Origin of the sequence: Pseudomonas sp. ICMP 460, from assembly GCF_002723595.1 — a bacterium.
Classification (GTDB): Bacteria; Pseudomonadota; Gammaproteobacteria; order Pseudomonadales; family Pseudomonadaceae; genus Aquipseudomonas; species Aquipseudomonas kitaguniensis.
Genome location: NZ_LKBR01000006.1, coordinates 166630 through 172989 on the forward strand (window position 1 = coordinate 166630; position 6360 = coordinate 172989).

7 protein-coding genes are annotated in these 6360 nt (G+C 60.4%); 3 read left to right on the plus strand and 4 right to left on the minus strand.

What is annotated here, in order from left to right:
• Positions 1–71: 71 nt before the first annotated feature.
• Positions 72–824, minus strand: a complete 753-nt coding sequence (locus AO240_RS06845) for a CDP-diacylglycerol diphosphatase (RefSeq protein WP_099235676.1) — start codon at positions 822–824, stop codon at positions 72–74.
• Between the two features lie 238 nt (positions 825–1062).
• Here AO240_RS06845 and AO240_RS06850 point away from each other — a divergent pair, with 238 nt between their 5' ends.
• Positions 1063–2415 carry a sodium:proton antiporter gene (locus AO240_RS06850; RefSeq protein WP_099235677.1) on the plus strand — a complete coding sequence of 451 codons (1353 nt, stop codon included), beginning with the start codon at positions 1063–1065 and terminating at the stop codon, positions 2413–2415.
• Here AO240_RS06850 and AO240_RS28870 read toward each other — a convergent pair.
• The 3 genes from AO240_RS28870 to AO240_RS06860 form a co-directional block, all read right to left on the minus strand.
• Entirely contained in the window at positions 2406–2540 is a 135-nt protein-coding gene (locus AO240_RS28870; protein WP_014718417.1) for a hypothetical protein, read from the minus strand. The genes AO240_RS06850 and AO240_RS28870 overlap by 10 nt on opposite strands.
• Before the next feature lie 11 nt (positions 2541–2551).
• A complete protein-coding gene (locus AO240_RS06855) occupies positions 2552–2782 on the minus strand; it encodes a hypothetical protein (RefSeq protein ID WP_099235678.1) in 231 nt (76 codons plus the stop codon).
• A gap of 79 nt (positions 2783–2861) precedes the next feature.
• Entirely contained in the window at positions 2862–3407 is a 546-nt protein-coding gene (locus AO240_RS06860) for a hypothetical protein (RefSeq protein WP_058411556.1), read from the minus strand.
• Positions 3408–3783: 376 nt separating this feature from the next.
• Here AO240_RS06860 and AO240_RS06865 point away from each other — a divergent pair, with 376 nt between their 5' ends.
• Both AO240_RS06865 and AO240_RS06870 read left to right on the plus strand, forming a co-directional pair.
• Positions 3784–5193, plus strand: a complete 1410-nt coding sequence (locus AO240_RS06865; protein WP_099235679.1) for a circularly permuted type 2 ATP-grasp protein — start codon at positions 3784–3786, stop codon at positions 5191–5193.
• 2 nt (positions 5194–5195) lie between these two features.
• Entirely contained in the window at positions 5196–6146 is a 951-nt protein-coding gene (locus AO240_RS06870) for an alpha-E domain-containing protein (protein WP_058411558.1), read from the plus strand.
• Positions 6147–6360 lie beyond the last annotated feature (214 nt).

Sequence of the window (6360 nt, forward strand, 5' to 3'; positions counted from 1 at the left end):
CCGCGTTGATGCTATCGCGAGCAAGCCCGCTCCCACAAAAGCCCTACCCTACTTACTATTAGAGACCGCGCTCAGCGCCGCCACAAACCGCAGTGATAGTCCTGTAACTCCGCGGCCGAGCCAAGGTTCAGCTCGGTCAGCGCCACCTGCGTGGTCAACAACACCACGCTGCCGTCAACGCGCGGGGCCATCAGCAAACCGTACTGGCTCAGAGCGTCACCGCGACTCTCGGCATAGTCACGCAACAGCGCCAACGGGTCGACCCCTTCTGCCTGCGCCGCCGACAGCGTGCGGCCGCTATAGGTATGCCCCATTAGCTGAACAGGCAGCACCCGCCACTGCTCATCAAGCCCGTTACGCGGTTGGTTAACGGCGGCGAACACCTGCGCACGCAAACACGCAATGTGCACATGCAACTGATTCTGCGAGCGCCCATAACGTGAATTAATCGCCACTGCCACATACTGATCCGGCACCGGCCGTGCCAACCCGGCGGACAACACGTCGCGGCGGCGCCAAGCCTGAGCAACGTAATGCGGCAGCAACCCACGGCCGAGCGCCGGGTCTTCGATGCCGGTGATTTTGTCGGCAGCAATCAGCAAGACATGCAACGGCCCCTGGCGGTCCTTGAGCAGTGCGTAGCCGCGATCCAGATCCACCGCCAGGCACGGGTCGGGTTTTTGCTGCTGTTGCTGATTGGGCACACATTGCTTGCTGACGATATGCCACAAGGCATCCGGGTTGCCGCGCCACGTCCAAAACCCGGCTAAAACCGCGGCCAACAGCAACACACCAGCGATCTTGAACACGGTACTGCGCTTCATGCAAAAAACCTCAACGTACGGGGATGTCAGTTATTTTTGTCGCAGACATCCCTGTCGTGGGGTTAACGCCTGGCGGCGGCGACCCCCTGCGGCCCGATCAGATTGTTTATCGCGCTCGCCAGAATACACTCGAAATATGTCAGTTCATCGCGCCGCAAGCGCTTGAACCAATCACATTGAACCTGCGCCCGGCCACAGTCCTCCAAGCTGGATAGATCACGGCCGCGGTGCATGTTCGATGACGTTTATTTTATGGTTGGCCGTATTGGGCACAGTGTTGCTGACACTCGCCCTCACCTCCTCCTATTTGCGCTGGATGCCGGTGACCACCTCGGCGGTGTGCCTGTTGCTGGGCGTGGCAATCGGGCCACTCGGCGTGGACCTGTTGCAGCTGGACATCAAAGGCTCCGCACGCTGGATGGAGCATCTTACCGAAGTCGCCGTGCTGTTTTCGCTGTTCGTCAGCGGCTTGAAACTGCGGCTGCCGCTCGCGCATCGCACGTGGCGCATCGCGTTTGGCATGGCCGGGCCGGTGATGCTGCTGACTATTCTTGGCGTGTGCCTGGCGCTGCATTACCTGTTCCAGTTGTCTTGGGGCGTGTCGCTGCTGGTCGGGGCGATTCTGGCGCCGACCGACCCGGTGTTGGCCGGGCTGGTTCAGGTCAACAATGCGCAAGACTACGACGCGCTGCGCTTTGGCCTGTCCGGTGAGGCGGGGCTGAACGACGGCACGGCGTTCCCTTTTGTGATTTTCGCGCTGTTGTTCATGCAGCACGGCGGGTTTGACGGTGACTGGTTCGGCGGTTGGGTGCTGAAGAACTTGCTGTGGGCCGTGCCGGCGGGCTTGTTGATCGGCTATTGGATGGGCCGCGGCATCGGGCGCGTGGCGTTGTGGATGCGCATCACCAACGCGGACAGCACCTTGTCGCCCAACGATTACCTGACGCTGGCGCTGATTGCCTTGGCGTATGTCGCGGCGGAGGCCGTGGGCGGTTATGGGTTTCTGTCGGTGTTCGCCGCGGGGTTGGGCTTGCGCCAAGCGGAGTTCCGGTCCACCGGCAACGCTGAAACGCCGTCGGAGCATTTGGCGCTGCCAGTGGTGGGCCATCTGGAAGTGCCGCCGGAGCGAGCATTAAAAGGTGATGTGAGTGAACTGGCGGACACGCAGATCGCTGCTGGCGTGATGATGGGCGACATGCTCTCGTTCGGCAGCCTGGTAGAGCGCTCGATGGAGGTGTTCCTGGTCACGTTGCTGGGAATTGTGCTGGTCAGCCACTGGGACTGGCGCGCGTTGCCGGTGGCGGCGCTGCTGTTTTGCGTGATACGACCGGTCAGCGTGCTGGCGATGCCTTGGCGCAGCCTGATCGGCTGGCGACAACGTGGCTTGATGGGCTGGTTCGGGATTCGCGGCATCGGCAGCATTTACTACCTGTTCTACGCGCTCAACCACGGGCTGATCGGCACCAGCAGTGCGGTGGCGGTGAACCTTACGATTTCGGTGATCGCCTTGAGCATCGTCGTTCATGGCCTCAGTACCCAGCCGATGCTGGCGTGGTATGAACGACGTGCCCAGGTGAAAAATCAGTCCTGATTCTCGGTGTTGCCTACGTCCGCCGCTTCGTCCAGATCGTTGAGCGGCACTTCTGCATCATCCATCAATGAGCCCGGGTCTTCGTTGCCCGGATCGTTGAGTTCGTCGTCGAGTTCTTTGGACATGAACGTCTCCTCTAACCGCCTTGGGTATCAATATCGGCATCGGTTTCAGGATCGGCATCGGTTTCAGGCTTGGCCTCAGGCTCGGGCTTGAAGTCTGGACTGTAGTCGTTTTCGCGGGCTTTGGGGTCGCTGGCAGGTTTGGGGTCTTTGGGCGCATCGGCGGCAGTGCCGGGCGCCGGCTCACCGCCATCGATGGCCGGGTCATTGCGGTTGCTGACTTGCGGATCGTTGCTTGTGGTCATGGGTCACCTCTTCGCAGGCTCTGAAAACACCGTCTGCGTAACTATAAGGTTGCGCGTGACGCCATGAAGTTCCAACGATTTATGAGCCGGGGTTGTCCACCTGGATATAGAACGCATAGGCGCCGAGCACCACCCAGAACACCATGAAAATCCACGGCGTGCGCACCGAGAACAACAGCGACTTGCGGTAACCCTTGTGCGAGGACTCCACCTCGGAAAACAGCGGCGACTCATCATAGGCCATGCCCATCAACGGCTCGCTGCGCAGCAACTCGCTCTGTTTGAAGTGCCAATGGTCAATGATGTCATAGGCCGCACGGATGCCCGGCCAGGCATTCAGCGAGCTGAGAACCCCCAGCGCCGCGAGAAATACCGGCACCACCACGGTGAACAATTTGCCCCATTCCGGGTTGAGGTTGCCCATGCCCGAAACGAAGGCGATGACCAGAAACGACTGCGCGGTCAGGTAGGCGTCGGTGCGGTTGGCCAGAATGGTGGTTTCGTACTGGATTTCACGGCGATAGAAGTCGAGCCGGTCCTTGGGCGAACCGAAGATCTTGGCGTTGTGCTCGCTGTGGTCGTCCAAAGCCGACTCAGGCGTGCTGGGGGAAATAATTCTGGGCACAGCCGTGCTCCATGCAGGTACTGGACTCGTTAGAAGAAGCGGGTGTGCAAGAAGTTCAAGTTGTTCGCGCACCGTTTTGGGTCATTTTGGACGGATGACCAGTTGTGGCAAGCGGGCTGTCAGGTAGAGCGGGCTCGCCACAGTAGCCCACTAGCCACCAAATCCGCACCCCCAAGCCCATTCCGGCACACGCATTGCTTAATCCATTCATCTGCCCGGTTACAGGAGCAATCGTTACCCGCCGACCCAGAGCCGACTCCATAAGAAAGTAAGGACCAGACCCAGTGGCACGATCAGCCACGGGCTCATAAAAAAATGCGTTTTTTAAAGCGGCAGTGCCTCCCCATGCAACCCTCGGCACTGACAAGGTACTGGAATGGCTCGATCTTTCTTTGATGAAATGAATGACGCAGATGGCGTTTGCCGTGCGCACTATCAGGATTTCTCCCGCTGGCTGGCGAATACGCCGCCGGAACTGCTGGCCCAGCGACGCCGCGAAGCCGATTTGCTGTTCCACCGCGCGGGGATCACTTTTACCCTCTACGGCGACGAGCAAGACACCGAACGCCTGATCCCCTTCGACATCATCCCGCGCAGCATTCCCGCCAGTGAGTGGAGCGTGATCGAACGCGGCTGTATCCAGCGCGTCAATGCGCTGAACATGTTCCTCGCGGACATTTACCACGACCAGCGCATTATCAAGGCGGGCATCATTCCTGCCGATCAGGTGCTGGGCAACGAGGGTTACCAGAAGGCGATGGTCGGGCTGGACCTGCATCGCGGCATCTACTCGCATATTTCCGGGGTCGATCTGGTGCGCGATGGCGACGGCACCTATTACGTGCTGGAAGACAACCTGCGTACGCCCAGTGGCGTGAGCTACATGCTCGAAGACCGCAAGATGATGATGCGCCTGTTCCCGGAAGTGTTCGCCAAACAGCGCATCGCGCCGGTCGACCACTACCCCAACCTGCTGCTCAGCACCTTGAAAAGCGCCAGCCGCCTCGACAACCCGAATGTGGTGGTACTGACACCCGGGCGCTTCAACAGCGCGTTCTTTGAACATGCGTTTCTCGCCCGCGAAATGGGCGTGGAACTGGTCGAAGGCGCCGACCTGTTCGTGCACGACCTCAAGGTGTTCATGCGCACCACCGACGGCCCCAAGGCGGTGGACGTGATTTACCGGCGAATCGACGACGCGTTCCTCGACCCGCAGGCGTTCAACCCTGACTCGATGCTCGGCGTGCCGGGGCTGGTGGCCGCCTATTGCGCCGGCAATGTGGTGTTGGCGAATGCCATCGGCACCGGCGTCGCCGATGACAAATCGATCTACCCGTATGTGCCCGAAATGATCCGCTTCTACCTTGATGAAGAGCCTGTGCTGCAAAACGTGCCGACCTTCCAATGCCGCAAGCCCGATGAACTGTCGCATGTACTCGCGCATTTGCCGGAACTGGTGGTCAAGGAAACCCAGGGCTCCGGCGGCTACGGCATGCTGGTAGGGCCAGCTTCAAGCGCCGCCGAAATCGAGGACTTCCGCCAGCGCATCAAGGCGCGCCCGCATGCGTATATCGCCCAACCGACCCTGTGCCTGTCCACCTGCCCCACGTTTGTCGAAAACGGCATCGCGCCACGGCACATCGACCTGCGGCCATTTGTGCTCTCGGGCAAGGAAACCCGTCTGGTGCCCGGCGGGCTGACCCGCGTGGCATTGAAGGAAGGCTCGTTGATCGTCAACTCGTCGCAAGGCGGCGGAACCAAGGACACCTGGGTGGTGGAGGGCTGAGTATGTTGAGTAGAACCGCCGCAGATCTGTACTGGATGTCGCGTTACCTTGAGCGGGCCGAAAACCTCGCGCGCATGCTCGAAGTCAGCTATTCGCTGTCGTTGATGCCGCAGGCCGGGCGCAGCGATGGCCTCGACGAATTGGCGATGTCGTTGCTCAGCAGCGGCACACTGGACAACTACCTGGAGCGACACCAGCAACTGGACGCCGAGCGCATGTTGCACTTCTTCGCCCTCGACGAAGAAAACCCCGCGAGCATTTACAACTGCCTGCGCGCCGCCCGAGGCAATGCGCACGCGGTACGCGGGCGAATCACCGCCGACATGTGGGAAAACCTCAACGCCACCTGGCTGGAAATGCGCAGCATCGCCGCCGGCGGCCTGGCGCGCCATGGCATCAGCCATTTCTGTGACTGGGTCAAGCAGCGCTCGCACCTGTTCCGCGGCGCGACCTCCGGCACCATTATGCGTAATGACGCTTACCGGTTTATTCGCCTGGGCACATTTGTTGAGCGGGCCGACAACACCTTGCGCCTGCTGGATGCGCGCTATGAGATGTTTGGCGAGGAGTCGGAAGAAGTCAGCGACCTGTCGGCGCGGGGGTATTACCAGTGGAGCGCCCTGCTCCGGGCGTTGTCATCTTTTGAGGCGTATACCCAGTTGTACCCGAACGCGCTGAACGCCCGCTCGGTGTCGGAGTTGCTGCTGTTGCGCAGCGACGTGCCGCGTTCGTTGCATGCTTGCATTGAGGCGTTGAGCCATATCCTGGCGGAATTGCCGGGGAGTTATGGGCGCACGGCGCAGCGCCTCGCGGCCGAGTTCGAGGCGCGCCTGCGGTATACCGGGATTGATGAGATTCTTGAGGACGGGCTGCACAGCCGGTTGACTGACTTTATCGACACCGTGCGCGAGCTGGCACGGGCGATTCACAGTTCGTACCTGGAGGTGGTTTGAACCTGTGGGAGGCCCCACTGCATCTTTGATGTAGCGCTGTCGCGCGGGAAACGGGCTTGGGGTGTTCTTTGGGTTTTCGTGTATATCCGTTCTTTGGGGGATGGCTTGTATCGGTTTCGCTCTTACAGCCAGCCCTTTCAAGGTCTTTGATAAAATCCCCCAAAACGCCAGTCAGGGGAACGAAATCGATGTGGGCAGAAGTTCTAGCGCGGTT

What these genes read in the sequence shown, in the direction of transcription:
- AO240_RS06845 (WP_099235676.1), bottom strand. Translation starts at nt 824, where the DNA reads ATGAAGCGCAGTACCGTGTTCAAGATCGCTGGTGTGTTGCTGTTGGCC.
- AO240_RS06850 (WP_099235677.1), top strand. Translation starts at nt 1,063, where the DNA reads ATGACGTTTATTTTATGGTTGGCCGTATTGGGCACAGTGTTGCTGACA.
- AO240_RS28870 (WP_014718417.1), bottom strand. Translation starts at nt 2,540, where the DNA reads ATGTCCAAAGAACTCGACGACGAACTCAACGATCCGGGCAACGAAGAC.
- AO240_RS06855 (WP_099235678.1), bottom strand. Translation starts at nt 2,782, where the DNA reads ATGACCACAAGCAACGATCCGCAAGTCAGCAACCGCAATGACCCGGCC.
- AO240_RS06865 (WP_099235679.1), top strand. Translation starts at nt 3,784, where the DNA reads ATGGCTCGATCTTTCTTTGATGAAATGAATGACGCAGATGGCGTTTGC.
- AO240_RS06870 (WP_058411558.1), top strand. Translation starts at nt 5,196, where the DNA reads ATGTTGAGTAGAACCGCCGCAGATCTGTACTGGATGTCGCGTTACCTT.